The following is a 25,977-nucleotide window of genomic DNA, read 5'->3' as shown; positions in this document are numbered from 1 at the left end:
CTCGGGGGTGTCAGCCCTTGATCGCGCCTTCTCCCACTCCGCGGAAGAAGTGCTTCTGCAGCAACAGGAACAGGAGGATCAGCGGGACGACGGCGATGATCGTGCCCGCCGCCACCAGCCGCTGGTTCTGCACGAACGTGCCCTGGAGGTACGCGAGACCGATGGTGAGCGTGTACTTCTCCTGGTCGCTCAGGACGATGAGCGGCCAGAGGAAGTCGTCCCAGCTGAACATGAACGAGAACAGCGCCACCACGACCAGCGTGCCCTTCACCGACGGCAGCGCGAGGCGGGTGAAGCGCTGCCAGGCGTTGGCGCCGTCGATGACCGCGGCTTCCTCGACTTCGGCGGGGAGTGCGAGGAAGGCGTTGCGCAGCAACAGGACGTTGAGCGCGGCGATCGCGCCGGGCAGCACGACCGCGGTGAGCGTGTTGGTGAGCCCGAGGCCGCGCATCACCAGGAAAAGCGAGATCATGATCGCCTCGAACGGCACCAGGATGCTGCTGGCGAAGATCACCGCGGCGAACCTGCGGCCCCGGAACTTGAGCCGTGCCAGGGCGTAGCCGGCCATGGCCGCGCCCAGGCAGTTCGTGATGACGTTGACGCTCGCCACTCCGAGGGAGTTGAGCGCGAACGACCACACCGGCACCACGTCGGCCACGGCCGCGTAGTTGCCGAACGTCGGGTCGTCCGGGATGAAGTCGGGGACGAAGACGTCCTCGGTCGGCCCCTTGATGCTCGTGGCGAACTGCCACAGGAACGGGCCGATGCTGATCGCGAGGATGCTGAGCAGCGCGAGGTAGCGCAGTGCCAGGTAGAGGTGCGCGCGCGTCACAGCTGGTCCTCCCTGCGGTTGAGCTTGAGGGTGACCAGCAGCAGGCCCAGCAGGATGACGAACAGCACGACGCTCAGCGCCGAGGCGTACCCGACCTCGCCGGTGAGGCCGCGGCCGACCGACTGGATGAGCATCACCAGCGTGGTGCTCGCCCCGCCCGGTCCGCCGGTGCCGCCGGACAGCAGGTAGATCTCGGAGAACACGCGGAACCCGTTGACCGCGCTCAGTGCCGCGACGAGCACCATCGTCGGCCGGAGGCTGGGCACGGTGACCGACCAGAACCTCCTGATCGGCCCCGCGCCGTCGACCATCGCGGCCTCGTGCAGGTCCTTCGGCACGTTCGCGAGCGCGGCCAGGTAGATGACCATGTAGTAGCCCAGGCCGCGCCAGACCGTCACCACCATCGAGCTGATCAGCAGGAGCGTCGAGTCGGTCAGGAACCCGATCCTGGTGCCGCCCAGGGCTTCCACGACGCTGTTCACCAGGCCGCGGCTGTCGAGCAGCCACGTCCAGATGAGCCCGACCACGACCGTGGACGCGATCACCGGCGTGAAGAACGCCGTCCGGAAGATCCCGATGCCCGGCACGACCTTCTGCGCGAGCATCGCGATCAGCAGCGGCAACAGCACGAGCGGCGGGACGACGCCCGCCATGTACAGCAGGCTGTTGCGCGCGGCCGCCCAGAACTTCGGGTCCTGGACCATCCGCACGAAGTTGTCCACGCCGGTGAACTGGCCGCCGCCCAGCGCGCTCGCGTCGGTGAACGCGAGCACGATCATGTTCAGGAACGGGAAGATGACGAACGCCAGGCAGATGGCCAGTCCTGGGGCCAGGAACAGCCACGGCGTGTACGGGCGATGGGTCATGTGCTGCCTACTTGAGGAGCCGGTTGCATTCGGCGACGGCGTCGTCCAGGGCCTGCTTCGGCGACTTCTTGCCCAGCATCGCGTCGGCCAGCTGCTGCAGGAGCGCCTCGCGCATCTGGTCGCTGAACTGCACCGGCGTGTAGTTCACCGCGGTCTTGAGCTGCTTGGCCGCCGCGACCCGCACGCGTGCCTCGTCGGTGCCGTCCTCCGTGGTGAAGTACGGGTCGTCACCGCCCTGGGACGTGCTGGGGAAGATCGACGCGAGCTTGGCGAACTTCACCTGGTTCTCGGCGTTGGTGAGGAACCGGCCGAACGCGAGCGCCGTCGCCTGGTTCTTGCTGCTCTTCGGCACGCTCACGCCGTGCAGGAACATGTTGGCGCTGCCCGTGTTCGTGATGGGCGTGGTGATGCCGATGTTGGCGTAGAGGCTCGGCGCGTCGGTCTTGAACTTGCCGAGGTCGTACGCGCTGCCGGCGTTCATCGCCGTTTGCTGGGCCATGAACTTCGCGCCGGCGCCGGTGTAGTTCTGCGTGAGCGCCTCGGGGATCAGCGCGCCCGCGTCGTACATGCGCTTGTAGCTCTCGACGAACTCGACGCCCTTGGGCTCGTTGAAGGTGAACTTGTCGTTCTCGAACAGCTTGACGCCGTACAGGCCGAAGTCGGCGATGCTCGGGGTCTGGCCGAGGATCGCGATCTTCTTCTCGGCGAGCTTGAGCGCCGTGGCCTCGAGCTCGGTGAAGTTCGTCGGTGGCTTGTCCGGGTCGAGGCCCGCCTGGCTGAACAGGGCCTTGTTGTAGAAGATCGGGCCGGTGTTGAGGTACCACGGGAAGCCGTAGCAGCCGCCCTTGCCGGGGATCTCGAACGCCTGCCAGGCGTTCTCGAGGTACTCGGGTTTGGCGTCTTTCAGCGACTCGTCGAGGTTGACGAGCTGGCCTGCCTTGGCGAGCGGGAAGCTGAGGTCCGGTGGCACGTTGATGACGTCGGGGAGGCTCCCCGCGCTCGCGTCCGCCATGACCTTGGCCAGGTACCCGTCCGCGGGCTGGTCGACCCACTTCACCGAGGTGCCCTGGTGCTGCTTCTGGAACGCGTCGACGACACCGTTGACGTAGTCGGTGTACTTGGGCTTGAGGGACCAGGTCTGGAACGTGATCTCGCCCTTGACCTGGCCGTTTCCGCCTGCGGACGTGCTGGACGTACCGGACAGGCCGCAGCCCGCCACGGGCACCGCCGCCAGGGCCGCGAGGAACGTGCGCCTCTTCATTGACACCCACCTCCTTGGTCGCGGACCCTAGCTAAACCGGTTTATCTCCGGCTAGCCTCCGAACGTCTTGTTGTCTCGTTCTGGACAGGGTGCGTGCGGTGAAAAGGCCGACGATCAAGGACATCGCCGCGGCGGCCGGGGTGTCCAAGGGTGCTGTGTCGTTGGCCTTGAACGGCCGGTCGGGCGTGTCGGAGGCGACTCGGGCGCGCGTGCTGGAGGTCGCGTCCTCCCTGGGGTACCGGCCGTCGGTGACCGCCCGGGCGCTCTCGTCGGCGTCCGCCGACGCGGTCGGGCTAGTGCTCGTGCGGCCGCCTCGGGCGCTGGGCGATGAGGCGTTCTTCTTCCAGCTGATCGCCGGGATGCAGTCCGAGATGTCCTGCGCGTTGTTGCTGCAGGTCGTGGAGTCCCGCGATGCCGAGATCGAGCTTTACCGGCGGTGGTGGGCCGAGCACCGGGTCGACGGGGTGTTCCTCGTGGACCTGCTGGTGTCGGATCCCCGCATCGAGCTGATGCCGTCCCTCGGGCTGCCGGCCGTGGTGGTCGGTGGGGCCGGGCACCACGGGGCGCTGGCCTCCGTGTGGGCTGACGACTACGCGGCCATGACCTCGGTGGTGGAGTACCTGAAGTCGCTGGGACATCAGCGGATCGCTCGGGTGGCCGGGTTGTCGTCGTTGTTGCACACCGTGCGGCGGGATGCGGCGTTCGCATCGTCCGTTGTGGACGGTGTGGTGGTTCCCGGGGACTACACGGCCGAGTCCGGGGCCGCCGCTACCCGTTCGCTGCTGACCGCGGACGAGCCGCCTACGGCGATCGTGTACGACAACGACGTGATGGCGGTGGCCGGAGCCGAGGTGGCCGCTTCGATGGGGGTCGAGGTGCCTGCCGCGTTGTCGATCGTCGCCTGGGACGACTCGGTGCTGTGCCAGCACGGGCGGTTGACCGCGTTGTCCCGGGACACCTTCGCCTTCGGGGCTCGGGCGGCTCGGGCGCTGGTCGCCGTCATCGGCGGGGCCACGCCGTCCGACGTCGAGGACGTGCTGCCCGAGCTGGTGGTGCGGGGCAGTTCCGGGGTGGCGCCTCAGGCGCGCGTCAGGTGAGGGAGGCGACCTGGTCGCTGACCACCTGGGCGGCCGCCGAGACCAGTGCCGTCACCGCCGGGTTGGTCGAGTTGTCCTGGCGCCAGCCGAACTGCGTGTACACGCGGAACGTCGGGGACCAGGGCAAGCGGACCAGCCTGCCGTCGGAGAGCTCGGCGGACACGGTCACCTCGGGCATCAGGGCGATGCCCAGGCCGGAGGCGACGGCGCGTTTGGCGGCGTCCACCGAGTCCAGTTCCAGGACGGGGGCGCGGGTGTCGTCGTAGCCGAGGGAGTGTTCGAAGAGCTCGTGGTACGAGGCGCCGTTCTCCGCCCGGATGAGGGTGCTGCTGGTGAAGTCGTCCTCGGTGAGTGCCTGGCGCTGGGCGAGCATGTGGTTCGGGCCCGCGACCATGACGAGGGGCTCGGGGCACAGAACGGTGGTCTCCAGACCTTCACGGGGTTCTATCGCCCCGATGAAGAAGGCGCAGTCCAGTTGGCCGTCGCGGACCGAGTTCAGGTTGTTCAGCGCGTTGCGCGAGTGCAGCGAGAGTTGGACCGACGGGTAGCGCCAGCACATGTATTCGATGAGCGGTAGCAGACGGTAGTCGGTCAAACTCTGTGCGGAACCGATGACGAGTTTGCCGTGCGGCTCGCCGTTCATCGTTATGGCTTTTCGGGCCTTTTCGGTGAGGTTGATGATGTTTCGCGCGAACGGGAGTAGTTCCACGCCAGCGGAGGTCATCTGGATACCTCGGGGGAGGCGTCGGAAAAGGACGACCCCGAGGCCCTCCTCCAGCGCCTTGATGCGGGTGGTGATGGTCGGCTGCGAGCAGTTGAGCGTGGCAGCGGCCTTGGTGAAGCTCCCTGTCTGAACCACGGTCGTGAACGCGAGAAGCTGGCGTGTCTCCATCAGGCGGATCCTCGGGGTAAAACGGTGCGACGACTTTTTCTCGTTTGTTCCCGTGGTCCTGTTACGGATGGTGCGGGAGCAGTAACGCTACCTGCCCCCTGAGCTGGCGTGATTGGTGCTTATGGAGTCATCTTGATCGGTCGCGAAAGGTGCTTTCCGCCGAAAGAGTGAAATTGTCGTGACGGTCTTCGACGGGCCGTAGTTGGGCGACTCGTTTCAGTGAAGCCTTTCGCCAGGCGAACAAAAGGCGCCAGTCGCCCTGGGAGGCCGCGGCGGCGTTGGCGCGTCCGGTGCCCCCGGCGGACTGCGAGTGGGCGGCGAGTTCTTTACGGTGGCTGGAGGGCCTGCTGTTCGCCTGAACCCCCATGCGCACCCGATCGGCCACGCCCAGGGCGGGCGGTGACCGGCCAAAGCGGGGTGGCGGCGGTCACAGCACGGGCCTCGCCTAGACTCGCTAAGAATCCGGGCGTCCCGTGTGGCGGTACCGGCTGTCTTGCACGTTCTTGTTCGTTACGAGGAGTCCACGTTGAAGAGCACCGTCGAGCACCTGAGCCCGACGAGGGTCCGGATCAACGTCGAGGTGCCGTTCGACGAGCTCAAGTCGAACTTCGACCAGGCGTACCGGAAGCTCGCGAAGCAGGTCCGCATCCCCGGCTTCCGTCCGGGCAAGGCCCCCGCCAAGGTTCTGGAGAACCGCATCGGCCGCGCTCCGGTGCTGGACGAGGTCATCCAGGAGGCCATCCCGGCCAAGTACCTGGAGGCGGTCAACGCGGGTGAGGTGCGCACGCTCGGTCGTCCGGACTTCGAGGTGACCAGGATCGAGGACGGGCAGACCCTCGAGTTCACCGCCGAGGTCGACGTTCGCCCCGAGATCACCGTGCCCGCGTTCGGCGAGCTCGCCGTGACCGTCGACGAGCAGGAGGTCACCGACTCCGACGTGACCACGCAGCTCGACGAGCTCCGCGCTCGCTTCGGCACGCTGACCGGTGTCTCCCGCCCGGTCGAGACCGGTGACTTCGTCATCGTCGACCTGTCCGCGACCGTCGACGGCGAAGAGGTCGAGGAGGCCCGCACCAGCGGCCTGTCCTACGAGGTCGGCTCCGGCCAGCTCGTCGAGGGCATCGACGACGCTCTCGTCGGTGCGTCCGAGGGCGACACCAAGACCTTCACCACCACGCTCGTGGCCGGTGAGCACGAGGGCCGCGAGGCCGAGGTCACCGTCGTGCTGAGCTCCGTCAAGGAGCGCCAGCTCCCCGAGCTCGACGACGAGTTCGCGCAGCTCGCCAGCGAGTTCGACACCCTCGACGAGCTGAAGGCCGACCTGGAGACCCGCCTGGGCCGCGTCAAGAAGATGCAGCAGGGCGTCCAGGCCCGCGACAAGGTCCTCGAGGCGCTGCTGGAGACCACCGAGGTCCCGCTGCCCGAGGGCATCGTCCAGGGCGAGATCGACGCCCGCAAGCACGACGCCGTGCACGCCTTCGACCACGACGACGCGAAGTTCGCGGCCTGGCTCGAGGAGCAGGGCCAGTCGGAGGAGGAGTTCGACGCCGAGCTGCGCAAGGCCGCCGAGCAGGCCGTCAAGACGCAGCTCGTGCTCGACTCGATCGCCGACGCCGAGCAGGTCACGGTGTCCGACGGTGAGCTGACCGAGCGGATCATCTACCAGGCGCAGCGCTTCGGCATCTCGCCCGACGAGTACGTCAAGCGCGCGCAGCAGTCCGGTCAGCTCGGCGCGATCTTCGCCGACGTCCGCCGGGGCAAGGCGCTCGCGAGCGTCGTGCGCCAGGCCGAGGTCAGCGACACGGCCGGCGAGAAGCTGGACCTCGACGAGCTCTTCGGCGAGACCAAGTCCGAAGAGGACGGCCAGGAGTAGCGAGGTCGTCCGGTCGTCCGGTCACCCGCTCGTGCCGGCATCGGCGAAGCCCGTTTCGGTGCGAGCGAGTCGGCCGGACGGCCGGCTTCTCGACGACCTCGCCGCGCGAGCGGGCGAGCGCCAACAAATACAGCCCTGAGCGAACGCGGGCGGTGTCGGGCATCTGACGCCGCCCGTCTTCGTTAAGGTCGATCGCAGAGAGTTTTGGCATCCAGATTCGTTCCACCTGGAGTTAGGCAGGCAGACGTGACGCAGCACTCCTTCCCGACCCCCGAGATGCGGTCGGCCACCGCCGGGATGAACCTCAACGACTCGGTGTACGAGCGGCTGCTCCGCGAGCGGATCATCGTCCTGGGATCACAGGTCGAAGAGGGCATCGCCAACCAGATCACCGCTCAGCTGCTGCTCCTCGCCGCTGAGGACCCCGAGAAGGACATCACGCTTTACATCAACTCGCCGGGTGGTTCCGTCACGGCGGGCATGGCCATCTACGACACGATGCAGCTCATCCAGCCGGACGTGGCCACGTACGCCATGGGCCTCGCGGCCTCGATGGGGCAGTTCCTGCTCTCCGCGGGCGCGCCCGGCAAGCGCCACGCGCTCCCGCACGCCCGGATCCTGATGCACCAGCCGTCGGCCGGTGTCGGCGGTACGGCCGCGGACATCGCGATCCAGGCGGACATGCTGACGCGCACCAAGCGCGAGATGGCCGAGCTCATCGCCGAGCACACCGGCCAGACGCTCGAGACCATCACCCGCGACTCCGACCGCGACCGCTGGTTCACGGCGCAGGAAGCACTCGAGTACGGCTTCGTCGACAAGGTCGTCACCAGGGCCCAGCCCGTCGGCGACTCGAACAACTGACGTCAGCTAGGAGACCTCAAGTGAGCCAGTTCCACATGCCTCAGTCGCGGTACGTGCTGCCGTCGTTCGTCGAGCGCACCAGCTATGGCATGAAGGAGTCGAACCCGTACAACAAGCTCTTCGAGGAGCGCATCATCTTCCTCGGCGTGCAGGTTGACGACGCTTCGGCCAACGACGTCATGGCACAGCTGCTGGTGCTCGAGTCCGAGGACCCGGACCGCGACATCCTGATGTACATCAACTCGCCGGGTGGCTCGTTCACCTCGTTGATGGCCATCTACGACACCATGCAGTTCGTCCGCCCGGACATCCAGACGTACTGCCTCGGCCAGGCGGCCTCCGCCGCGGCCGTGCTGCTCGCGGCTGGAACGCCCGGTAAGCGGCACGCGCTGCCCAACGCGCGAATCCTGATCCACCAGCCCTCCATGGAGGGTGCGTACGGTCAGGTGTCCGACCTGGAGATCCAGTCGAACGAGATCCAGCGTGTCCGCCGCCTGATGGAGTCCACCCTCGCGCGGCACACGAACCGGACGGCAGAGGAGGTCCGCGAGAGCATCGAGCGCGACCGGATCCTGACGGCCGAGGAGGCCAAGGAGTACGGCATCGTCGACACGGTGCTGCCCTACCGCAAGCTTTCCGCCAAGTCCTGAGGTCGGCGGAGGGGCGAGGTGTGCTCGCGAAGAGCGCTCGCCTCGCCCCCGTCTCCTGTGTTTGTCTGGGGACACCCCCAGGCGGACGGCGGAGGAGGAGTGTGCTCGCGAAGAGCGCTCGCCGCCCCCGACGTCCGGTGTTCATCTGGGGACACCCCAGACCCCAGGGGCCTGTCTCGGGGGCTGGGACATCCCATCCCCCGGCACGGTCCTCCTCACCCGACACGCCGATGTGACCGGTTGTCTGGCCTGATCGGGCCGTCGGGGGACGCTGGTCCTCCCCTGAAACGGGGTGGGCCAGGTACCGTCAGGAGAACGGGCTCAGCACCCACAGCCAGTGGGACTGCCACAGCAAGTCAGCAGGCGCACTACAGCAGGTGTGCGCCGGAGGGGACATAGGTCAGCGGTCATGGCGCGTATCGGTGACGGCGGCGACTTGCTGAAGTGCTCTTTCTGCGGAAAGAGCCAAAAGCAGGTGAAGAAACTCATCGCCGGCCCCGGCGTCTACATCTGCGATGAGTGCATCGATCTCTGCAACGAGATCATCGAGGAGGAGCTGGCCGAAGCCGGCGACGTGAAGCTCGACGAGCTGCCGAAGCCCGCCGAGATCCACGAGTTCCTCGACCAGTACGTCATCGGCCAGAGTGATGCCAAGCGAACCCTCTCCGTCGCCGTCTACAACCACTACAAGCGCATCCAGGCGGGCGACCGCGGGCGCGAGGGTCGTGACGACGGTGTCGAGCTGGCGAAGTCGAACATCCTGATGCTCGGTCCGACGGGGTGTGGCAAGACCTATCTCGCGCAGACGCTCGCGAAGATGCTGAACGTTCCGTTCGCCATCGCCGACGCGACCGCGCTGACGGAGGCCGGCTACGTCGGTGAGGACGTCGAGAACATCCTGCTGAAGCTCATCCAGGCCGCCGACTACGACGTGAAGCGCGCCGAGACGGGCATCATCTACATCGACGAGGTCGACAAGATCGCTCGAAAGAGTGAAAACCCGTCGATCACGCGCGACGTGTCCGGTGAGGGCGTCCAGCAGGCACTGCTCAAGATCCTGGAAGGCACCACCGCATCGGTGCCCCCGCAGGGCGGCCGCAAGCACCCGCACCAGGAGTTCATCCAGATCGACACGACGAACGTGCTGTTCATCGTGGCCGGTGCCTTCGCCGGTCTGGAGAAGATCATCCAGGACCGGGTCGGCAAGCGAGGCCTGGGCTTCGGTGCCGAGGTCCGCTCCAAGGCCGAGGTGGAGGCGTCGGACTTCTTCGCCGACTCCATGCCGGAGGACCTGATCAAGTTCGGCCTGATCCCCGAGTTCATCGGGCGTCTGCCGATGGTCGCCTCCGTCACGAACCTCGACAAGCCGTCGCTGGTCATGATCCTCACCGAGCCGAAGAACGCCCTGGTGAAGCAGTACCAGAAGCTCTTCGAGATGGACGGCGTCGAGCTCGAGTTCACCAAGACCGCGCTCGAAGCGATCGCCGACCAGGCGATCCTGCGTGGGACGGGTGCTCGCGGTCTGCGCGCGATCATGGAAGAGGTCCTGCTCCCGGTGATGTACGACATCCCGAGCCGCACGGACGTCGCCAAGGTCGTCATCACCGAGCAGACGGTGAAGGAGAACGTGAACCCGACCATCGTGGCCCGGCAGCCCTCGCGCCGCGAACGTCGCGAGAAGTCCGCTTAGTCCGATCCTTCGCGCGGGGCGCCGGTCATCCGACCGGCGCCCCGTTCGTCGTTCTAAGGTGGAGCCATGTCGCTGCCTCACGTGCTCCTGCTCCACGGCTACACCGGCTCCGGCCCCGGCCACTGGCAGCGCTGGCTGGCCCAGACGGTGTCCGAGCACGGTGGCCTCGCCGACCTGCCGCACTTCAGCGACCCGGACGCGCCCGACCGCGACACCTGGCTGCGCGAGCTCGACACCCACCTCGAAGCAGCGCCGGCCGACCGGGAACGGGTCGTCGTCGCGCACTCGCTCGGCTGCTACCTCTGGCTGCACCACGCCGCCCGCGAGGACATCGGCCACGTCGACCGCGTGCTGCTCGTCGCCCCGCCCGCCCTGGACTACCCGGAGCCGGCCATCAAGTCGTTCTTCCCGGCCCCGCTCGACCCGGCGAGCCTGCGCCGCGCCGCCACCGAGACCCGCCTGGTCGCGGGCGAGGGTGACCCGTACTGCTCGATGCAGGCCGCCAAGCAGCTGGCCGAGGCGTTGCGGATCGAGATCGACGTCCTGCCGGGGGCGGCGCACGTCAACATCGACGCGGGCTACGGGGAATGGCCGTCGGTCCTCAAGTGGGTGCGGTCGAAGACGGTGCCGCTCTCACCGCGCTAGACCGAAGAGGTCGATCAGCTTCCCTGGAGCTGGGCGGCCTGCCGCGGCTAGACCGCGCGCTTCGCGTACTTGGCGAGGAACTGCACGACGTCGGGCGTCACCTTGCGGTACAGGCCGTCGTCGTGCCCGCCCTCCTTCACGGTGCCCACCTCGGGCCGCACCTCGCGGATGAACCGGCGGGTGCCCTCGAGGAACCGGTCGCGGTCGCCGATCCACACGCCCAGCGCGGTCGAGCCGGTGGACCTGGGATGCCGCAACGGGTCGAGCGACGCCCACTCGCTCTCGTTCTTGAACGCCCGGCGCTTGGCCATCTCCGGCCACGTCGTGATCAGGCCGGGGGAGATGGCCGCGGCGGCCGCCACCGGGTCACCGCGTTCGGCCCGGCGGCGGGCGTAGAGCAGGGAGCCGAAGCCGCCCATCGAGACGCCGGTGACGGCGAACGGCTCGCCGTAGCCGCGTTCCTTGAGCCAGCGCGGGACCTCGTCGAGCAGCATGGCCATCGGGTCGTCGCCGGAGACGTTCTCGTGCCAGTAGTGGTCGCCGCCGTCGACCGCGACGAAGCCGAACGCCGGGACCGAGCCCTTGGCGACGGCGGCGGAGAGGACGTCGGCGAGGTTGCCCACGGCGGCGTGCCTGGCGTTGCCGTGCAGGCCGTGCAGCAGGATCGACATCGGCAGGCCGCGGGGGTTCGGGCCGGTCGGGAGGTAGAAGGCGAGGGTGACCTCGCGGCGGCGGGCCTTCGAGTAGACGCGCTCGAAGCGCAGCGTCGCCTTGGCGGCCGGTTTGTTGCTGACCCGGTCCGCGGTGGCGATCTGCTGCTCGGTGGACGGCGAGGACGACGACACGTACGTCACGACGCCTGCCGCCGTCGCGATCACCACGCCGATCGCCGCGAGCAGAGTGCGGCGGCTGTACCTCGGATCCCCCATGCTCACCTCATCGCGCGGGCGCCATTCCCCGTTTCCCCCTCTAGATGTGATGTCCAGGGAGGTTGGTCAGCCGGGTGATGGGTGGCTGGCCTCCGAGGGCGGAGTGGGCTCGGTGGTGATTGTAGAAATGGATCCAGCCGGGCAGGGCGGTTCGGCGCTCGGTTTCTGACTGGTAGTGGCGGGCGTAGGCCCAGCCGTCAGCCAGGGTGCGGTGGAAGCGTTCGACCTTGCCGTTGGTCTGAGGCCGGTAGGGCCTGGTGCGTTTGTGCCGGATGCCAAGTTCTGCGCAGGCGTCGCGCCAGGCGAAGGAGCGGTAGGCGGAGCCGTTGTCGGACAGGACTCGTTCGACAACGACTCCGTGCTCGCGGAACCAGGCGGTCGCGCGGCGCAGGACGGCGGTAGCGGTGTCGCCTCGTTCGTCGGTGTGGATTTCGGCGTAGGCGATGCGGGAATGGTCATCGACGACCGTGTGCAGGAAGGCTTTGCCGGTCAAGGGTTTGTAGTCTTTGCCTTTGGGCAGGCCTGGCATGGCTCGCTTGTTGCGGTCGCCTTGCTGGCGTCCGACGAAGCGGTGTCCGCCGCCGTCGGGAATGTTGCCGAACTTGGTGACGTCGACGTGGATCAGCGAACCGGGGTGGGGGTGTTCGTAGCGGCGCAGGGGTTCGCCGGTGACGCGGTCGATGCGGGAGAGCCGGTTGATCCGGCAGCGCACCAGCACGGCGTGCACGGTGGAGGCGGCCAGGCCCAGCCGGCCCGCGATCTGGACCGGGCCCAGCCGGTGCCGCCAGCGCAGGAGCACGATCTGCCGCACGAGCGGTTCGGGTGTGCGGTTCGGGCTGTGACGCGGACGCGAGCTGCGGTCGAGCATCCCGGCCCCGCCCTCGTCGCGATAGCGGGCGGCCCACTTGCGTGCGGTTCGCTCCGCGACCATGAACATCTTCGCCGCTTCGGCGGGCCGCCAGTCCTGTTCCACGATCAGGCGAGCCAAGCGCAGTCGAGTCCGTGGGGTCAGCGTGGCGTTAGGGTGGGACACGAAGGCCTCCGGTGTGTGAAGCGGTTCCTAGACAGCTCCACTTCACATCCAGAGGCCTTCACCTGTCTTCACGACAGGCCATCACGTCCGGAACAACGTCCCTGGACATCACATCTAGAGGACGGAACGCACGCGTAACGAGGACAGTTCCTCCTCCGAATAGCCCAGCCACCTCAGCACGTGATCATTGTGTGCGCCGAGTGCCGGAACCGCGCCCGGCGACCACTCGAACCCGGCGACGGGCGGTGGCAGCATCCGCGCGGTTCCGCCGGGAACCCGCACGTCAACCCACGTGTCGAGCTGCGGGTGGGTAGCCAGTTCGGTGATCGGCCGGGTCAGCGCGGCCGGCACGTCGGCCTCGTCCAGCGCGGTCAGCAGCTCCGCCGCGGTGAGGCCCGCGAACGCCTGTTCGAGGATCTTCTGCAGCTCCGCGCGGTGCTCGACGCGGGAGGCCACTGTGGCGAACCTCTCCTGCGCGGCGAGGCCGATCAGCCCGCACAGCCGGTGCCACTGGCCGTCGTTCTGCACGGCCAGGTGCACGGCGCCGTCCGCACAGGCGACCGGCCCGTACGGCGCGATGCTCGGGTGGTGCGCGCCCGACCGCGGTGCGGCGGCACCCGTGCCGGCGGCGTAGAGCATCGGCTGGTGCATCCACTCGGCCATCGCCTCGAACAGCGACAACCGCAGCCGCGCACCGGAACCGGTCCGAGCCCGCTGCAGCAGCGCCGCCAGCACCGCGGCCTGCAGCTGGACGCCGGCCGCGATGTCCGCGACCGAGATGCCGGCCCGCGCCACCACGTCGCCCTCGCCGGTCAGCGACACCAGCCCGGCCTCGGACTGCACCAGCGCGTCGAACGCCTTGCGATCCGCGTACGGGCCGTCCCAGCCGTATCCGGACAGCTCGCCGACGACCAAAGCCGGAGGCAGCTCCAGGGCAAGGCGGGACCACACGCGCGGCGACAGGTTGCACAGCAGCACGTCAGCGCGCGCGACGAGCCGGTCCAGCACCTCGCGGCCGTCCGGGTGGAAGATGTCCAGGGACACCGACTCCTTGCCGGCGTTCGTCCACGCGAAGTACGACGACACCTCGCCGCACGCCGAGTCGTAGTGGCGTGCGAAATCGCCGGTACCTGGCCGTTCGACCTTGATGACCCGTGCGCCGAGATCGGCCAGCAGCCGCGTCGCGTACGGCACGGCGACGGCCTGCTCGAGGCTCACCACCACGACGCCGTCAAGCGGTCTCAAGCACGCGCTCCCCACCGGTGTAGACGTTCATCGAGTCGCCGCGCAGGAACCCGACGAGCGTCATGCCCTGCTCCTCGGCCAGCTCGACGGCGAGCGACGACGGCGCCGACACCGCCGCGAGCACCGGGATCCCGGCCATGGCGGCCTTCTGCACCAGCTCGAACGACGCCCGCCCGGACACCATCAGCACCGCGCCGCGCAACGGCACGAGGTTCTGCAGCACCGCCCAGCCCAGCACCTTGTCGACGGCGTTGTGGCGGCCCACGTCCTCGCGCACGACCAGCAGCTCGCCGTTCACGAACAACCCGGCCGCGTGCAGCCCGCCGGTGCTCTCGAAGACCTTCTGCCGCTCCCGCAGCGCGTCGGGGAAGCCGGTCAACGCCTCGGGTGTGACCCGCACCTCATCCAGGGCGGGGGAGTAGCGGGTCTTGAGCTTCACCGCGTCCAGGGCGGCCTTGCCGCACACCCCGCACGACGACGTGGTGTAGAAGTTCCGCTCCACCCCGGTGTCCGGCGGCGGCACGCCCTCGGCCAGCGCGATGTCCAGCACGTTGTAGGTGTTCATCCCGTCCGGCCCGGTGCCCTCGCAGAACCGGGCGATCGAGATGTCCTCCGACGTCCCGATGACACCCTCGCTGAGCAGGAAGCCGTGCGCGAGCTCGACGTCCTGACCGGGCGTGCGCATCGTGACGGCCAACGCCTTCCCGTTGACCCTCAGTTCCAGCGGCTCCTCGGCGGCGAGCGCGTCGACCCTGCGGCGCCGACCGCTCGGCGACACCCGCTCGACCGCTCGGCGCACCGTCACTCGGCCCATGTGCACATCTCCTTCGGACCGCTATGTTCCCCACCGACCAGGCTACGTGGGAGGGATCTCGGGGCATGGACGACGTCGTGATCGTCGGGGGCGGCCACAACGGGCTGGTGGCGGCCGCGTACCTCGCACGGGCGGGGAAGTCGGTCAGGGTGCTGGAGAAGCTGCCGCACGTCGGCGGGGCGGCGGTCAGCGCGTCACCGTGGGAGGGCGTCGACGCCCGGCTGTCGCGGTTCTCGTACCTGGTGTCGCTGCTGCCGGACCAGATCGTGTCCGACCTGGGCTTGAACCTGGCGCTGAAGTCGCGCGCGGCCTCCTCGTACACACCGAACGGCAAGACCGGACTCCTCGTCGAACGCACGCCCGGCGCCGCGACCGTGACGTCGTTCGAGGCCGTCTGCGGCTCGCTGGACGACTGGGAGCGGTGGCAGCGCTGGTACGCCGACCTGGAGGCGATGGCCGCCGCACTGGCGCCGACCCTGCTGGAACCGCTGGTGCCGCGTGAGCACCTGCGCGTGCACGTCGACGCGGTGGCACGCGGCCGGTTGTGGGACCAGGTCTTCGAACGACCGATCGGCGCGACGCTGCAGGAGCTGTTCGACAACAACCTGGTGCGCGGCGTCGTCGCCACCGACGCGTTGATCGGCACGCACTCGTCGCTGCATTCGTTGCGCGCCAACAAGTGCTTCCTCTACCACGTGATCGGCAACGGGACCGGCGAGTGGAAGGTGCCGGTCGGCGGGATGGGTGCCGTCACCGCGGAGCTCGAACGGGCCGCGCGCGAGGCCGGGGCGCGGATCGTCACCGGCGCCGAGGTCACGTCCATCGAGGCGGACGGGAAGACGGCCTCCGTCGCGTATGGGGACTCGGTCGCGGAGGCCCGGTTCGTGCTGTCCAATGTGGCGCCCTCGGTGCTGGGACGGTTGCGGGGCCAGGAGGTCCAGGACGCCCCCGGTTGCCAGCTGAAGATCAACATGCTGCTGCGCAGGCTGCCGGAGCTGAAGTCCGGTGTGGACGCGCGGCTCGCGTTCGCCGGCACGTTCCACCTCGACGAGTCGTACGACCAGCTGGAGACCGCGTACCTGGAGAGCGCCGCCGGGCAGGTGCCGTCGGTGCTGCCCGGCGAGATGTACTGCCACTCGCTGACCGACCCGTCGATCCTGGGGCCGTCGCTCGCGGGTCACGAGACCTTGACGCTGTTCGGCCTGCATCTGCCGGCGTCGTTGTTCGCGGGCCGCAACACGCGGCTGCGCGACGAGCTAGTCCAGCGCTACCTCGACCAGCTCAACGCCCACCTGGTGGAGCCGATCCAGGACTGCCTCGCCGTCGACGGCAACGGTGAGCCGTGCATCGAGGCCCGCACGCCGCTCGACCTGGAGGACGAGCTCGGCCTGCCCGGCGGCAACATCTTCCACGGCGAGCTCGACTGGCCGTTCGCCGAGAGCGACGAGCAGGTCGGCACGTGGGGCGTGGAGACCGACGTGGACAACGTCTTCGTCTGCGGAGCGGGGTCCCGGCGTGGCGGCGGGGTCAGCGGCATCGGCGGCCACAACGCGGCGCGGGCGGTGCTCGAACGCCTGTGAGACATGTTTGATGACACTTGCCGTCATCTCTGGTTACAGTGTGCGGCGTGGGGGACTTCTACGGAATCGCCGAGATCGCCGACGCCATGGGACTGAGCCGGCAGCTGGTGGCGGTGTGGCGCAAACGGCGCTCGCACGGCATCCCCGAGCCGGACGCGGAGCTCGCGTCCGGTCCCATCTGGCGGCGCGAGACGGTCGAGCCGTGGATCGAACGCACGCGCGGCCGGCTGGGTCTCGCCGGTACGCGCGAGTCCGCGAGCAGGAGCTTGCGGCTGCGGACCTGCCGCCGGGTCCTGCGGCTGGCGGCGTTGATGCTGGAGGAACCGCAGCGGCCGCGGGTCCTCAACGAGGCCGCCGACCAGTTGCGCGACCTCATCCACGAGGTCGACCAGTCCGCGGACGACGTGGTCGGGGCGTTGCTGCGCGAGCTGATCGAGCCGGTGCGCGACCCGGACGTGCCCGCCGAGCTGCTGCGGGTGCCCGTGATCGAGTCGTTGCCGCTGGTCACGGCCGTCGCGAGGAACTCGCCCGACTGGTGACCGCTACCTAAGGGTTTCTATATCAAGGAACCTTGCTAAAGGGTTCTTGATACGCGTACCTTGGCCTCATGACCGAGGCTCAGCTCACCGATCCCAAAGCGCTGCGTGCGCTGTCCCATCCCTTCCGGTGGAAGCTGATCCAACTGCTCACCGAGGAAGGGCCGCGCACCGCCACGCAGTGCTCCGAGAAGCTCGGGGAAAGCGTCGCGAGCTGCTCCTACCACCTGAACATGCTGGCCAAGTACGGCTTCGTCACCGAGGTCGAGGGTCCCGGGCGGCAGAAGCCGTGGCAGCTGGTCAGGAAGCGCCAGGAGATCTCGTCGGACGGGCTCGAGGGCGAGGCGGCGATGGCGGCCGAGGCCGCCGCGATGGCCTACCTGGACCAGGAGTTCGAGCGCACGCGGGAACGTCTGCGGCAGCGCGAGCACCTGCCGGAGGAGTGGCGTGCGTCGGTCGGCACGGAGGGCACCGTCAAGTTCCTCACCGCCGAGGAGTCCGCGGCGTACGTGGCGGAGCTGCAGGCGTTGCTGGACAAGTACGACGAGCGCCGCCTCGACGAGTCGCTGCGACCGGACGGCGCGCGAGCCGTCAGGTTCTTCCTGAGCCACACGGTCGCACCCGAATAAACGAGCTGAAGGAGAACGCCTGTGTTCCCGCACCACGATGCGTTTGCTATCGCGAAGTACCGTCAGCAGGAGTTCGAGGCCGACGCGGCCGCGCGCCGGCTCGCCAAGAAGTCCGAACACGTGGCGGCCAGACCCGAACGACGCCGGTTAAGGCTCTTCGTCCGGGTCCGGCACGCCTGAGTCAGGCGACGGGCTCCAGCCGCACGATCACCGACTTGGAGGTCGGCGTCCCCGAGATGTCCGCCTTGGAGTCCAGCGGCACCAACGGGTTCGCCTCGGGGAAGTAGGTCGCCACGCACCCGCGCGCCGTCGGGTAGGAGACGATCCGGAACGCGTCGGCGCGGCGTTCGACGACGCCCGTCGGGTCGTCCTTCCACTCCGACACGATGTTCACCATCTGGCCGTCGGTGAACCCGAGCGCGGCGATGTCGGCGGGGTTCACGAACACCACGCGACGGCCGTCCTTCACGCCGCGGTAACGGTCGTCCAGGCCGTAGATCGTGGTGTTGTACTGGTCGTGGCTGCGCAGGGTCTGCATCAGCAGCCGGCCTTCCGGCACCTCGATGACCGTCATCTCGTTCGCCGTGAAGTTCGCCTTGCCGGTCGCCGTCGCGAACTCCCGCGAGTCACGCGGCGGGTGCGGCAGCACGAAGCCATCGGGCTGGCGCACGCGCGTGTTGTAGTCGGTGCAGCCCGGCACGACGCGGGAGATGTGTTCGCGGATGACGTCGTAGTCCTTCTCGAACTCCTCCCACGCGACGGGGTGCGAGGCGCCGAGCGTCTTGCGCGCGAGCCGGCAGACGATCGACACCTCGGACAGCAGCTGGTCCGACGCGGGCTTGAGGCGGCCGCGCGAGCGGTGCACGACCGACATCGAGTCCTCGACCGTCACGAACTGCTCGCCCGAGTGCTGCACGTCGCTCTCGGTGCGGCCCAGGGCGGGCAGGATCAGCGCCGTCTTCCCGTGCACCACGTGCGAGCGGTTGAGCTTCGTGGAGACGTGCACCGTCAGCGAGCACTGCTCCAGCGCCTTCTCGGTCACCGGGGTGTCCGGGGTGGCGCTCACGAAGTTGCCGCCCATCGCGATGAAGACCTTGCCGCGGCCGTGCCGCATCGCGTTGATCGCGTCGACGGTGTCGAAGCCGTGCTTGCGCGGCACGGAGATGCTGAACTCGTTCTCCAGCGCCAGCAGGAACTTCTCCGGCATCTTCTCGTAGATGCCCATGGTCCGGTCGCCCTGCACGTTCGAGTGGCCGCGCACCGGGCACAGGCCCGCGCCCGGCTTGCCGATCATGCCGCGCAGGAACATGACGTTCGTGATCTCGCGGATCGTCGGCACGCTGTGCTTGTGCTGCGTCAGGCCCATCGCCCAGCAGGCGATCGTGGCCTTCGAGTCGACGAACATCCCGGCCACGCGGGTGATCTGCTCGCGGGTCAGGCCGGTCGCGGCGACCACCCGGTCCCAGTCGAGCTCGCGCAGGCTCTCGGCGTAGGCCTCGAATCCGTGCGTCTTGGTGCCGATGAAGTCCTTGTCGAGCTTGTCCCACTGCAGCAGCAGGTGACCGATCGCCTGGAACAGCGCCTGGTCGCCGCCGACCTTGATCTGCACGAACTCGTCGCACAACGCCGTGCCGCGGCCGACCACGCCCGCGACGTTCTGCGGGTTCTTGAACCGCATCAGGCCCGCTTCCGGCAGCGGGTTGACCGCGATGATCTTCGCGCCGTTCTTCTTCGCGTCCTCGAGGGCGCTGAGCATGCGCGGGTGGTTCGTGCCGGGGTTCTGGCCGATGACCACGATGAGGTCGGCGAGGTCGAAGTCCTTGATCGACACCGAGCCCTTGCCGATGCCGATGGCCTCGTTGAGCGCCGAGCCGGACGACTCGTGGCACATGTTCGAGCAGTCCGGCAGGTTGTTGGTGCCGAACGAGCGGACCAGCAGCTGGTAGAGGAACGCGGCCTCGTTGCTGGTGCGGCCCGACGTGTAGAAGATCGCCTCATCGGGGGACGACAGCGAGGTCAGCTCCTCGGCGATGAGCGTGAACGCGGCGTCCCAGCCGATCGGCGTGTAGTGGGTCGCGCCGGGCCGCAGGACCATCGGTTCGGTGAGCCGGCCCTGCTGGCCGAGCCAGTAGTCCGTCCTCGTCCGCAGGCTCTCGACGGAGTGCGCGGCGAAGAACTCCGGCCCGATCCGCCGCTTGGTGGCCTCCTCCGCGACGGCCTTCGCGCCGTTCTCGCAGAACTCCGCCATCTTGCGGTGACCCTGCGGCTCGGGCCACGCGCAACCGGGACAGTCGAACCCTTCACGCTGGTTGAGCAGGCGCAACGTCTTGACGGTCCGGCCGACACCCATCTGCTCGACCGCGCGGTCGAGCGACACGAGCACACCGGGAATTCCCGCCGCCCATGTCTTGGGGGTGCTGACTTCGAGCGCGGACTCGTCGACGTCGTGCTGCGGAGGCTTGCTGCTCATGGGTTCATTCAACGCCGATCGACGTCGGCGCCGCCAGCGCCCCCGAAGAACGCGGCGGCGCCGCCATCACGGGCCCCAAGGGGTTGAACGGTCCGTGACGGTCAATTGTGAGCGCCGTCACTACGCTCCGGCACCCCTGAAAGAGTGATCAATCGCAGGACATGTCGGTCGGGATCGCGGTGTCGACGGAGAAGTACTTCTTCTCGTCGCCGGGTGCGCCCGTGGACGTCAGCGGGATGGGTTCGGTGAACTGCGGCGCGAGAAAGCCCTCCTTGGCCGCCTTGCACCCCATCGAGTAGTAGTAGTTGTCCAGCGAGGACAGCCACAGGCCGTCCGGCATGACCAGGTACGTGGCCTGCTCGCGGGTGGCCGCGACCATGTCCAGCTGACTCATCAGCTTCTTCGGGTCCGGCGGCTCGAACGCGTACGCGAACACGTAGTCCGTCATCACGGCCGGATAACCGTCCTTCTCGCCGAGCGACATCCTCCCGGACACCTTGATGCCGTTGGGCAGCAGCTTCGTGCCCGGCTTGAGGCTCGTCACCCAGCTCGCGAGGCCGTCCTTCGCCACGTGCTCGCGCATCTGCGGGGAGAGCATCGCGACGAACCTGTCCGGCTTGTGCTCACTGAGCGTGGCCGGGTCCAGCCGCGACGCGATGATGGCCTGCTTGACCTGCTCGAACACCGGGTTGGCGTCCGGTGCGACGATGCCCTTCTCGCCGTCGGCCCACTGCTCGGCCGGCGTGTTCGCGAACGGGATCTCCACGTTCGCGCCCACGTGGGGCAAATCCACGTCCGGCAGCGAGATGTCGCGGACGTCGCCGAACCTGCCTGTCTGGTAGAGCCCGAACACCACCGCGCCGATGACGACGAGGGCGACGGCGGACACGATCTTGCCGCCGTGCCTGCGCATTCGTGCTTGCAGGCGCTGCTTGCGGATGTCCCGCTTGGCCCGTCTGTTCGCGGCGCGAATCCAGCCCGCGTCCTTCAGGTCGGGATGATCTTCAAGGTCGTACTGCAAGGTTCCCCCAGATGTCCGGCGCACATCATTGATCACCAGGGGAGCGCCACCGGCGGACCCGTTCGAATCGTCGCCGGGCCGTTATCAGGTATCTCGTTTCAAGTCGATACCCCCGGCTCCGTAGACTTGTCAGCTGTGACTGAACTCGACACCGCAACCCAGCGTCCTGACCTCCCCGCCGCGTGGACTCCGGCGGAGGTAGAGGCGGAGCTGTACCAGCGGTGGGTCGAACGGCGGTACTTCGAGGCGGACGTCAAGAGCGACAAGCCGCCGTTCACGATCGTCCTGCCCCCGCCGAACGTCACCGGCAGCCTGCACATGGGCCACGCCATGAACCACAGCGTGATGGACGCGCTGACGAGGCGCCGCCGCATGCAGGGCTACGAGGTGCTGTGGCTGCCGGGCATGGACCACGCCGGCATCGCGACGCAGAACGCCGTCGAGCGCGACCTGGCCAAGCAGGGCATGTCGCGGCACGACCTCGGGCGCGAGAAGTTCGTCGAGCGCGTCTGGGAGTGGAAAGAGGAGTACGGCGGCAAGATCCTCGACCAGATGAAGCGGCTCGGCGACGGCATCGACTGGTCGCGCGAGCGCTTCACCATGGACGAGGGGCTGTCGCGCGCCGTCCAGACGATCTTCAAGAAGATGTACGACGACGGCCTGATCTACCAGGCCGAGCGGATCATCAACTGGTGCCCGCGCTGCCAGACGGCGCTGTCGGACGTCGAGGTCGACCACAGCGACGACGACGGCGAGCTCGTCTCCATCCGCTACGGCGACGGGGAGAGCTCGATCGTCGTCGCGACCACGCGCGCCGAGACGATGCTCGGTGACACCGCGGTCGCCGTCCACCCGGACGACGAGCGCTACCGGCACCTCATCGGCACCGAGGTCGAGCTGCCGCTGACCGGCCGTCGCATCCCGATCGTCGCCGACACGCACGTCGACCCGAAGTTCGGCACCGGCGCGGTCAAGGTCACGCCCGCCCACGACCCGAACGACTTCGAGATCGGCCAGCGGCACGACCTGCCGAACATCACGATCATGGACGGCCGCGCGACCATCACCGCGCACGGCCCGTTCGAGGGGCTCGACCGGTTCGAGGCGCGTCCGGCGATCGTCGCCGCGTTGCGCGCGGAGGGCCGGATCGTCGCGGAGAAGCGGCCGTACGTCCACGCCGTCGGGCACTGCTCGCGGTGCGACACGGTCATCGAGCCGCGCCTGTCCCTGCAGTGGTGGGTCAAGGTCGAGACGCTCGCCGCCGAGGCGTCCGCCGCCGTGCGTGACGGCCGCACCACGATCCACCCGGCCGAGATGAGCAAGCGGTACTTCGACTGGACCGACAACCTGCACGACTGGTGCATCTCGCGCCAGCTGTGGTGGGGCCACCGGATCCCGGTCTTCTACGGCCCGAACGGTGAGGTCGTCTGCGTCGGACCGGACGACGAGGTGCCGACCGGCGAGGGCTGGCGCCAGGACGAGGACGTCCTCGACACGTGGTTCTCCTCGGGCCTGTGGCCGTTCTCGACGCTGGGCTGGCCGGAGTCCACCGAGGACCTCCGGAAGTTCTACCCGACCTCGGTTCTGTCGACCGGCTACGACATCATCTTCTTCTGGGTCGCCCGGATGATGCTGCTCGGCCTGTACGCGATGGACGGTGTGCAGCCGTTCAACGACGTCTTCCTGCACGGCCTGATCCGCGACCAGTTCGGCAAGAAGATGTCGAAGACCAAGGGCAACGGCATCGACCCGCTGGACTGGATGGAGCGCTACGGCGCGGACGCCACCCGGTTCACGTTGCTGCGCGGCACGAACCCCGGTTCGGACATGGCCGTCGCCGAGGAGTGGGCGGCCGGTTCCCGCAACTTCACCACGAAACTGTGGAACGCCACCAGGTTCGCGCTGGCCAACGGCGCGACCGTGGCCCGCCCGCTGCCGGACCGCTCCGACCTCACGGCGGCCGACCGCTGGATCCTCGACGAGCTCGACGCGCTGGTGTCCACTGTGGACGCCAACTTCGAGGCGTTCCAGTTCTCCCGTGCCTGCGAGGCGCTGTACAGCTTCACGTGGGACGAGTTCTGCGACTGGTACCTGGAGATCGCGAAGGTCCAGATCGCGGACGGCCGCGCCGAGGCCACGCAGTCGGTCCTGGGGCACGTCCTCGACGTCCTGCTGCGGCTGCTGCACCCGGCGATCCCGTTCATCACCGAGACGCTGTGGACGTCGCTGACCGGCGGTGAGTCGCTGGTGATCGCCGAGTGGCCGAAGGCGTCCGGCGCCGAGCGGGACGCGGACGCGGTGGCGCAGGTCGAGGGCCTCAAGAAGCTCGCGACCGAGATCCGCCGGTTCCGCTCCGAGCAGGGCCTCAAGCCGGGGCAGAAGGTCGCGGGCAAGGTCCGCGGCGCCTGCTGCGTCGGCCTCGTCGACCAGGTTCCGTCGGTCCGCGCCCTGACGCGGCTGACCGAGCCGGGCGAGGAGTTCACCGTCTCCGCGACGCTCGAGGTCGGTCTGCCGGCGGGCGCGGTGAAGGTCGAGCTGGACCTGTCCGGCGCGATCGACGTCGCCGCCGAGCGCAAGCGCCTCGCGAAGGACCTGGCCGTGGCGCAGAAGGAGCTCGACGGCACGACGAAGAAGCTGGGCAACGAGGCGTTCCTCGCCAAGGCGCCCGCCGACGTCAAGGCCAAGATCGAGCAGCGCAAGGCCATGGCGGAGTCCGAGATCGCCCGCATCAACGAGCGCCTGGCCGCGCTGCCGGAGGCATAAGCACTGTGGACACCAACCTCGACGAGTTCTTCGACGTCGAGAACGAGCTCAACCAGCGGTGGCCCGAGACCAAGCTCGAGCCGTCGCTGGAGCGGATCAAGGCGCTGGCGCACGTGCTGGGCGACCCGCAGACGTCGTACCCGGTCGTGCAGCTGACGGGCACGAACGGCAAGACGTCGACGTCGCGCATGGTCGATGCGCTCTTCACGCGCATCGGCCTGCGCACCGGCCGGTACACGAGCCCGCACCTGCAACTCGCGACCGAGCGGATCAGCATCGACAACGAGCCGATCAGCCCCGAGCGCTACGTCGAGGTCTACCGCGACATCGAGCCGTACATCGCGATGGTCGACAGCCGGTCCGAGATCCGGATGAGCAAGTTCGAGGTGCTCACCGGCATGGCCTACGCCGCCTTCGCGGAAGCGCCGGCGGACGTGGCCGTGGTCGAGGTCGGCATGGGCGGTACGTGGGACGCGACGTCCATTGTGGACGCGCGCATCGCCGTGCTGACCCCGATCGGCGTCGACCACAGCGAGTACCTCGGCAACCGTCCCGAGGACGTCGCGGTGGAGAAGTCCGGCATCATCAAGCCGGGTTCGGTAGCCATCGTCGGCGAGCAGACGGCCGAGGTCATGAAGGTGATCCTCGCGCGCGTGGCCGAGGTCGACGCGATGATCGCCCGTTTCGGCAGCGAGTTCGGCGTGATGTCGCGCGCGGTGGCGGTCGGCGGCCAGATGATCACGTTGCAGGGCCTGGGCGGCGTCTACGAGGACATCTTCCTGCCGCTGCACGGCGAACACCAGGCAGCGAACGCCGCGCTGGCCCTCGCGGCCGTCGAGGCCTTCTTCGGCGCCGGCCCCGACCGCCAGATCGACGTCGAGGCAGTCCGCGAGGGCTTCGCCTCGGTCGTCACACCCGGTCGCCTGGAACGGGTCCGTTCCACGCCCAACGTCTTCGTCGACGCCGCGCACAACCCGCACGGCGCGGCGGCGCTGGCCAAGGCGCTGGAGTCGGAGTTCGGCTTCCGCAAGCTGGTCGCCGTCGTGGCCGTCATGTCCGACAAGGACGCCGAGGGCATTCTCGCGGCCCTGGAGCCGGTGGTGCAGGAACTGGTGATCACCACCAACTCGTCCCCGCGCGCCATGGACCCGGACGTGCTGGCGGGCATCGCGGTCCCGATCTTCGGCGAGGACCGCTTCGAGGTGCGTCCGCGCCTGGACGACGCCATCGAGGAAGCCATCCACCTCACCGAGGACGAACTGTCCGGCGGCGGCGTCATCGTCACCGGCTCGGTCGTCACCGCCGGCGAGGCCCGCGCACTGTTCGGAAAGGAGCCGGCATGACCTCCCCGGCCCCCGCTCCGCTCAAGAAAGACCCGATGAAGGCGTTCCGGGGCATCATGGCCGGCACGCTGATCCTCGAGGTCATCGTCGTCGCCCTGGCCCTGCCGGTGATCGCGAAGCTGCACGGCGGCGTCACGTCGCTGGTCGGCTGGGTGGCGTTCGGCTTCATCGCGTTGTTCATCGCGATGTGCGCCTTCGTCCGTCGTCCGTGGGCGATCGCCGCGGTCGTCGGCCTGCACGTGCTGCTGATCGCGACGTGGCTGCTGCTGCCCGCGATGGGCGTGATCGGCGTGATCTTCGGTCTGGTGTGGACATACCTGCTGTGGCTGCGCAAGGACCTGCTCAAGCGCATGGCCGAGGGCAGGCTCCCCGCGCAACAACAACAGGCCGAGGAGGCCTGACCGCGCGACCGCGGTCAGGCCCCGGCCTGCCACTTCTCGGCGAGCTGCTCGTAGCGCTCGCAGACGAGCTATTTCCGGACCGGGCGCAATTCGGCAATCGATTCTCCAGTGACGAAAAGGCGTCGGAGAACAGCGTTTCGTCTTGTTCACTCGATCGTGCTTTGAAACCGAGACGCGTGCCGCGACCTGGCGCTATGCTGCTTGACGCACGAAATCTGCAGGAGGGCACTGGGGATGAGTGGGACCAAGGTCGATCTGGACACACTGCGCGCTGCCATCAAGGAGTACGAGGCCGTCCTCGTCGACCTCCTGAAGGCGCATGACACGGGCAAGGCGCTGATCGCCGTCCAGGCCGCCGGAAAAGACATGCCGAGCAAGGTCTACAACAACTGGGCTGTCACCTCCGGAGCGGCGCACCAGACGTCGAACAAGCAGTTGCAGGACACGTTGAAGACCCGGATCCGAAACCTGAAGGCGACGCTCGCCCAGTACGAGCAGACCGAGCAGGGCAACCAGGCAAACCTCAAGCCGAAGGACTGAGCC

24 protein-coding genes are annotated in these 25,977 nt (G+C 68.4%); 14 read left to right on the top strand and 10 right to left on the bottom strand.

Annotated features, from left to right (window positions below):
- Positions 1-10 precede the first annotated feature (10 nt).
- The 3 genes from ACRSBM_RS31685 to ACRSBM_RS31675 are packed head-to-tail and all read right to left on the bottom strand — an operon-like array spanning position 11 to position 2,959.
- Positions 11-832, bottom strand: coding sequence for a carbohydrate ABC transporter permease (locus ACRSBM_RS31685; RefSeq protein WP_434448965.1), 822 nt, complete (start codon positions 830-832; stop codon positions 11-13).
- Positions 829-1,698: a carbohydrate ABC transporter permease gene (locus ACRSBM_RS31680; RefSeq protein WP_434448963.1), complete on the bottom strand. Its 870-nt coding sequence runs from the start codon at positions 1,696-1,698 to the stop codon at positions 829-831. Before ACRSBM_RS31680 ends, ACRSBM_RS31685 begins: the two co-directional genes overlap by 4 nt.
- 7 nt (positions 1,699-1,705) lie before the next feature.
- Positions 1,706-2,959: an ABC transporter substrate-binding protein gene (locus ACRSBM_RS31675; RefSeq protein WP_434448961.1), complete on the bottom strand. Its 1,254-nt coding sequence runs from the start codon at positions 2,957-2,959 to the stop codon at positions 1,706-1,708.
- A gap of 98 nt (positions 2,960-3,057) precedes the next feature.
- Here ACRSBM_RS31675 and ACRSBM_RS31670 point away from each other — a divergent pair, with 98 nt between their 5' ends.
- Entirely contained in the window at positions 3,058-4,056 is a 999-nt protein-coding gene (locus tag ACRSBM_RS31670) for a LacI family DNA-binding transcriptional regulator (RefSeq protein ID WP_434448960.1), read from the top strand.
- Here ACRSBM_RS31670 and ACRSBM_RS31665 read toward each other — a convergent pair.
- Positions 4,049-4,948: a LysR family transcriptional regulator gene (locus tag ACRSBM_RS31665; protein ID WP_434448958.1), complete on the bottom strand. Its 900-nt coding sequence runs from the start codon at positions 4,946-4,948 to the stop codon at positions 4,049-4,051. The genes ACRSBM_RS31670 and ACRSBM_RS31665 overlap by 8 nt on opposite strands.
- Positions 4,949-5,474: 526 nt before the next feature.
- Here ACRSBM_RS31665 and tig point away from each other — a divergent pair.
- The 5 genes from tig to ACRSBM_RS31640 all read left to right on the top strand — a co-directional run bounded on the left by tig (position 5,475) and on the right by ACRSBM_RS31640 (position 10,670).
- Complete coding sequence (gene tig / locus ACRSBM_RS31660) at positions 5,475-6,821, top strand: trigger factor (RefSeq protein ID WP_434448957.1); 1,347 nt, start codon at positions 5,475-5,477, stop codon at positions 6,819-6,821.
- 276 nt (positions 6,822-7,097) lie between these two features.
- A complete protein-coding gene (locus ACRSBM_RS31655; protein WP_434453297.1) occupies positions 7,098-7,685 on the top strand; it encodes an ATP-dependent Clp protease proteolytic subunit in 588 nt (195 codons plus the stop codon).
- 35 nt (positions 7,686-7,720) lie between these two features.
- On the top strand, positions 7,721-8,335 hold the full coding sequence (locus ACRSBM_RS31650; RefSeq protein WP_188134676.1) for an ATP-dependent Clp protease proteolytic subunit: 615 nt from the start codon (positions 7,721-7,723) through the stop codon (positions 8,333-8,335).
- A 409-nt stretch (positions 8,336-8,744) separates the two neighbouring features.
- Entirely contained in the window at positions 8,745-10,025 is a 1,281-nt protein-coding gene (clpX, locus tag ACRSBM_RS31645; protein ID WP_093605708.1) for an ATP-dependent Clp protease ATP-binding subunit ClpX, read from the top strand.
- Between the two features lie 66 nt (positions 10,026-10,091).
- A complete protein-coding gene (locus ACRSBM_RS31640) occupies positions 10,092-10,670 on the top strand; it encodes an RBBP9/YdeN family alpha/beta hydrolase (protein WP_434448956.1) in 579 nt (192 codons plus the stop codon).
- Positions 10,671-10,717: 47 nt separating this feature from the next.
- Here the strand turns inward: ACRSBM_RS31640 and ACRSBM_RS31635 are convergent, their stop codons facing one another.
- From ACRSBM_RS31635 to fdhD, 4 genes are all read right to left on the bottom strand, one after another.
- Positions 10,718-11,599, bottom strand: coding sequence for an alpha/beta hydrolase (locus ACRSBM_RS31635; RefSeq protein ID WP_434448955.1), 882 nt, complete (start codon positions 11,597-11,599; stop codon positions 10,718-10,720).
- Positions 11,600-11,639: 40 nt separating this feature from the next.
- On the bottom strand, positions 11,640-12,632 hold the full coding sequence (locus ACRSBM_RS31630; protein WP_434448954.1) for an IS481 family transposase: 993 nt from the start codon (positions 12,630-12,632) through the stop codon (positions 11,640-11,642).
- 114 nt (positions 12,633-12,746) lie between these two features.
- Entirely contained in the window at positions 12,747-13,877 is a 1,131-nt protein-coding gene (locus tag ACRSBM_RS31625; protein ID WP_434448952.1) for a CaiB/BaiF CoA transferase family protein, read from the bottom strand.
- Positions 13,864-14,691: a formate dehydrogenase accessory sulfurtransferase FdhD gene (gene fdhD / locus ACRSBM_RS31620; protein WP_434448950.1), complete on the bottom strand. Its 828-nt coding sequence runs from the start codon at positions 14,689-14,691 to the stop codon at positions 13,864-13,866. Before fdhD ends, ACRSBM_RS31625 begins: the two co-directional genes overlap by 14 nt.
- A gap of 65 nt (positions 14,692-14,756) precedes the next feature.
- Here fdhD and ACRSBM_RS31615 point away from each other — a divergent pair, with 65 nt between their 5' ends.
- From ACRSBM_RS31615 to ACRSBM_RS31600, 4 genes are all read left to right on the top strand, one after another.
- A complete protein-coding gene (locus ACRSBM_RS31615; protein ID WP_434448948.1) occupies positions 14,757-16,271 on the top strand; it encodes a phytoene desaturase family protein in 1,515 nt (504 codons plus the stop codon).
- Positions 16,272-16,318: 47 nt separating this feature from the next.
- Entirely contained in the window at positions 16,319-16,810 is a 492-nt protein-coding gene (locus ACRSBM_RS31610; protein WP_089922227.1) for a hypothetical protein, read from the top strand.
- 68 nt (positions 16,811-16,878) lie between these two features.
- The gene (locus tag ACRSBM_RS31605; RefSeq protein ID WP_434448946.1) at positions 16,879-17,436 is read left to right on the top strand and encodes a winged helix-turn-helix domain-containing protein; all 558 of its coding nucleotides are present in this window, start codon (positions 16,879-16,881) and stop codon (positions 17,434-17,436) included.
- A gap of 21 nt (positions 17,437-17,457) precedes the next feature.
- The gene (locus ACRSBM_RS31600; protein ID WP_434448944.1) at positions 17,458-17,616 is read left to right on the top strand and encodes a hypothetical protein; all 159 of its coding nucleotides are present in this window, start codon (positions 17,458-17,460) and stop codon (positions 17,614-17,616) included.
- A gap of 1 nt (position 17,617) precedes the next feature.
- Here ACRSBM_RS31600 and ACRSBM_RS31595 read toward each other — a convergent pair whose 3' ends face one another.
- Positions 17,618-19,906 carry an FdhF/YdeP family oxidoreductase gene (locus ACRSBM_RS31595; protein ID WP_434448942.1) on the bottom strand — a complete coding sequence of 763 codons (2,289 nt, stop codon included), beginning with the start codon at positions 19,904-19,906 and terminating at the stop codon, positions 17,618-17,620.
- Positions 19,907-20,054: 148 nt separating this feature from the next.
- Positions 20,055-20,927: a hypothetical protein gene (locus ACRSBM_RS31590; protein ID WP_434448940.1), complete on the bottom strand. Its 873-nt coding sequence runs from the start codon at positions 20,925-20,927 to the stop codon at positions 20,055-20,057.
- Positions 20,928-21,062: 135 nt separating this feature from the next.
- Here ACRSBM_RS31590 and ACRSBM_RS31585 point away from each other — a divergent pair, with 135 nt between their 5' ends.
- The 4 genes from ACRSBM_RS31585 (at position 21,063) to ACRSBM_RS31570 (ending at position 25,974) form a co-directional block, all read left to right on the top strand.
- Positions 21,063-23,690, top strand: a complete 2,628-nt coding sequence (locus ACRSBM_RS31585) for a valine--tRNA ligase (RefSeq protein WP_434448938.1) — start codon at positions 21,063-21,065, stop codon at positions 23,688-23,690.
- Positions 23,687-25,033, top strand: a complete 1,347-nt coding sequence (gene folC, locus ACRSBM_RS31580; RefSeq protein ID WP_434453294.1) for a bifunctional tetrahydrofolate synthase/dihydrofolate synthase — start codon at positions 23,687-23,689, stop codon at positions 25,031-25,033. Before ACRSBM_RS31585 ends, folC begins: the two co-directional genes overlap by 4 nt.
- Positions 25,030-25,434, top strand: a complete 405-nt coding sequence (locus ACRSBM_RS31575; RefSeq protein ID WP_434448936.1) for a DUF4233 domain-containing protein — start codon at positions 25,030-25,032, stop codon at positions 25,432-25,434. Before folC ends, ACRSBM_RS31575 begins: the two co-directional genes overlap by 4 nt.
- Before the next feature lie 234 nt (positions 25,435-25,668).
- Complete coding sequence (locus ACRSBM_RS31570) at positions 25,669-25,974, top strand: PE domain-containing protein (protein WP_434448935.1); 306 nt, start codon at positions 25,669-25,671, stop codon at positions 25,972-25,974.
- Positions 25,975-25,977 lie beyond the last annotated feature (3 nt).

This window comes from Lentzea xerophila (genome assembly GCF_051094245.1).
Taxonomy (GTDB): Bacteria; Actinomycetota; Actinomycetes; order Mycobacteriales; family Pseudonocardiaceae; genus Lentzea; species Lentzea xerophila.
The sequence above is the reverse complement of the archived record's forward strand: the minus strand, read 5'-3'. Positions and strand labels throughout refer to the sequence as shown.

Coding starts and splice junctions, on each gene's coding strand:
- fdhD (WP_434448950.1), bottom strand. CDS start 14,691: ATGGGCCGAGTGACGGTGCGCCGAGCGGTCGAGCGGGTGTCGCCGAGC.
- ACRSBM_RS31570 (WP_434448935.1), top strand. CDS start 25,669: ATGAGTGGGACCAAGGTCGATCTGGACACACTGCGCGCTGCCATCAAG.
- ACRSBM_RS31575 (WP_434448936.1), top strand. CDS start 25,030: ATGACCTCCCCGGCCCCCGCTCCGCTCAAGAAAGACCCGATGAAGGCG.
- ACRSBM_RS31680 (WP_434448963.1), bottom strand. CDS start 1,698: ATGACCCATCGCCCGTACACGCCGTGGCTGTTCCTGGCCCCAGGACTG.
- ACRSBM_RS31635 (WP_434448955.1), bottom strand. CDS start 11,599: ATGGGGGATCCGAGGTACAGCCGCCGCACTCTGCTCGCGGCGATCGGC.
- ACRSBM_RS31605 (WP_434448946.1), top strand. CDS start 16,879: ATGACCGAGGCTCAGCTCACCGATCCCAAAGCGCTGCGTGCGCTGTCC.
- ACRSBM_RS31665 (WP_434448958.1), bottom strand. CDS start 4,948: ATGGAGACACGCCAGCTTCTCGCGTTCACGACCGTGGTTCAGACAGGG.
- ACRSBM_RS31650 (WP_188134676.1), top strand. CDS start 7,721: ATGCCTCAGTCGCGGTACGTGCTGCCGTCGTTCGTCGAGCGCACCAGC.
- ACRSBM_RS31655 (WP_434453297.1), top strand. CDS start 7,098: ATGCGGTCGGCCACCGCCGGGATGAACCTCAACGACTCGGTGTACGAG.
- ACRSBM_RS31595 (WP_434448942.1), bottom strand. CDS start 19,906: ATGAGCAGCAAGCCTCCGCAGCACGACGTCGACGAGTCCGCGCTCGAA.
- ACRSBM_RS31675 (WP_434448961.1), bottom strand. CDS start 2,959: ATGAAGAGGCGCACGTTCCTCGCGGCCCTGGCGGCGGTGCCCGTGGCG.
- ACRSBM_RS31640 (WP_434448956.1), top strand. CDS start 10,092: ATGTCGCTGCCTCACGTGCTCCTGCTCCACGGCTACACCGGCTCCGGC.
- ACRSBM_RS31615 (WP_434448948.1), top strand. CDS start 14,757: ATGGACGACGTCGTGATCGTCGGGGGCGGCCACAACGGGCTGGTGGCG.
- clpX (WP_093605708.1), top strand. CDS start 8,745: ATGGCGCGTATCGGTGACGGCGGCGACTTGCTGAAGTGCTCTTTCTGC.